This window comes from Acidisphaera rubrifaciens HS-AP3, assembly GCF_000964365.1.
In the GTDB taxonomy this organism is placed as follows: Bacteria; Pseudomonadota; Alphaproteobacteria; order Acetobacterales; family Acetobacteraceae; genus Acidisphaera; species Acidisphaera rubrifaciens.
Genome location: NZ_BANB01000615.1, coordinates 1 through 2,321, shown reverse-complemented (window position 1 = coordinate 2,321; position 2,321 = coordinate 1). Strand labels below are relative to the sequence as shown.

The 2,321-nt window shown below is 71.3% G+C and carries 2 protein-coding genes; both read right to left on the bottom strand.

The genetic code is table 11. The features are described from left to right. A partial coding sequence (locus B8460_RS15390; protein ID WP_048862491.1) for an acetyl-CoA carboxylase biotin carboxylase subunit occupies window positions 1-1,366 on the bottom strand: 1,366 nt, incomplete at its 3' end. 5 nt (window positions 1,367-1,371) lie between these two features. Next, on the bottom strand, window positions 1,372-2,321 hold a 950-nt coding region (locus tag B8460_RS15385), incomplete at its 5' end, for a carboxyl transferase domain-containing protein (RefSeq protein WP_048862490.1).

Here is a 2,321-nt window from a genome sequence, read left to right as displayed (position 1 = left end):
CGGGCGGCGGCGCGGGCGCGAGCAACGTCGCCGCCTCGCGCGCGATGAAGCCGGTGTCGATGCCGCCCGCCGCGAAATCCGGATGCGCCGCGATGCGCGCCAGCAGGTCGAGATTGGTCGTCACCCCCGCGACATCGGTCGCCAGCAGCGCGGCATGCAGCCGGCCCAGCGCCTCGGCGCGCGTCGGCGCATGCACGATCACCTTGGCGATCATCGCGTCGTAATGCACGCTGACCGTGTCGCCCGCCTCCACGCCCGCGTCGACGCGCGCGATGTCGCGCGGCGCGTTGAACGCGGTGATGCGCCCGATGCTCGGCGCATAGTCGCGCGCCGGGTCCTCGGCATAGACGCGCGCCTCGAACGCATGGCCGTGGCGCGTGATCGCGTCCTGCGCGAGCGGCAACGCCTCGCCCGCCGCCACCCGCAACTGCCATTCGACGAGATCAAGGCCGGTGATCGACTCCGTCACCGGATGCTCGACCTGCAGCCGCGTGTTCATCTCCAGGAAGTAGAACCCCGTCGCGTCCGTCACGAACTCGACCGTGCCGGCGCCGACATAGCCCACCGCCTGCGCCGCCGCGACCGCCGCCCGCCCCATCGCCTCGCGCCGCGCGTCATCCAGCCCCGGCGCCGGCGCCTCCTCGATCACCTTCTGGTGGCGCCGCTGCGCGGAACAGTCGCGCTCGAACAGATGCACCGCGCGCCCGTCGCGGTCGGCGAAGACCTGCACCTCGATATGGCGCGGCCGGTCGAGGTATTTCTCGATCAGCACCCGCTCGTCGCCGAACGCGCCCGCCGCCTCGCGCCGCGCGGAATCGAGCGCCGCCGCGAACTCCCCGGCCGCGCGCACCACGCGCATGCCGCGCCCGCCGCCGCCCGCCGTCGCCTTGATGACGACCGGATAGCCGGCGCGCGCCGCCTGTTCGGCGAGGAAATCCGGCTCCTGCCGCTCGCCGTGATAGCCCGGCAGCAGCGGCACCCCCGCGCGCTCCATCAGCGCCTTGGCCGGCGCCTTGCTGCCCATCGCGCGCATCGCCGATGCCGGCGGTCCCACGAAGATCAGCCCCGCCGCCTCGCACGCCTCGACGAAGGCCGGGTTTTCCGACAGGAAGCCATAGCCCGGATGCACCGCATCCGCCCCCGCGCGCCGCGCCGCGTCGATCACCCGCGCGATATCCAGATAGCTCTCCGTCGCCCGCGCCGGCCCGATCGGAAGTGCGATGTCCGCCTCGCGCACATGCAGCGCGTCGCGGTCGGCCTCGGAATAGACGGCGATGCTGCGCATGCCCATCCGCCGCGCGGTGCGGATGATGCGGCACGCGATCTCGCCGCGGTTGGCGACCAGCAGGCTGCGTATCGGCGTCATGGCGGTCACATCCGGAACACGCCGAAACGCGTCTTTCGTATCGGCGCGTTCAACGCCGCATGCAGCGCGAGGCCCAGCACGCGATGCGTGTCGGCGGGATCGATGATCCCGTCATCCCACAGCCGCGCCGTCGCGTAATACGGATGCCCCTGCGTCTCGTACTGGGCGCGGATCGGCGCCTTGAACGCCTCCTCCTCCTCGGCCGGCCAGTCGGGCGCGTTGTCGCGCCGCACCTGCGCCAGCACGCTCGCCGCCTGCTCGCCGCCCATGACGGAGATGCGGGCGTTCGGCCATGTGAACAAAAAGCGCGGGTCATAGGCGCGGCCGCACATGCCGTAATTGCCGGCGCCGAAGCTGCCGCCGATGATCACCGTGATCTTCGGCACCGCCGCCGTCGCGACCGCCGTCACCAGCTTCGCCCCGTCCTTGGCGATGCCGCCCGATTCGTATTTCCGCCCGACCATGAACCCGGTGATGTTCTGCAAAAACAGCAGCGGGATGCCGCGCTGGCTGCACAATTCGATGAAATGCGCACCCTTCAGCGCGCTCTCCGAAAACAGGATGCCGTTGTTGGCGACGATGCCGACGGGACAGCCCCAGATATGGGCGAAGCCGCAGACCAGCGTGGTGCCGTACAGCCGCTTGAACTCGTCGAATTCGCTGCCGTCCACCACGCGCGCGATCACCTCGCGCACGTCATAGGGCGTGCGCAGGTTGGCCGGCACAACGCCGTGCAGCTCCGCCGGGTCATACGCGGGCGGCGCGGGATCGCGCAGCACCACGCCCGGCCGCTTCTGCGTGTTCAGCCCCGCGACGATGCGGCGCAGCAGCGCGATCGCGTGCCGGTCATCGACCGCGTAGTGATCGACCACGCCCGAGGTGCGCGCATGCACGTCCGCGCCGCCCAGATCCTCGGCGGAGACCTCCTCGCCCGTCGCCGCCTTCACCAGCGGCG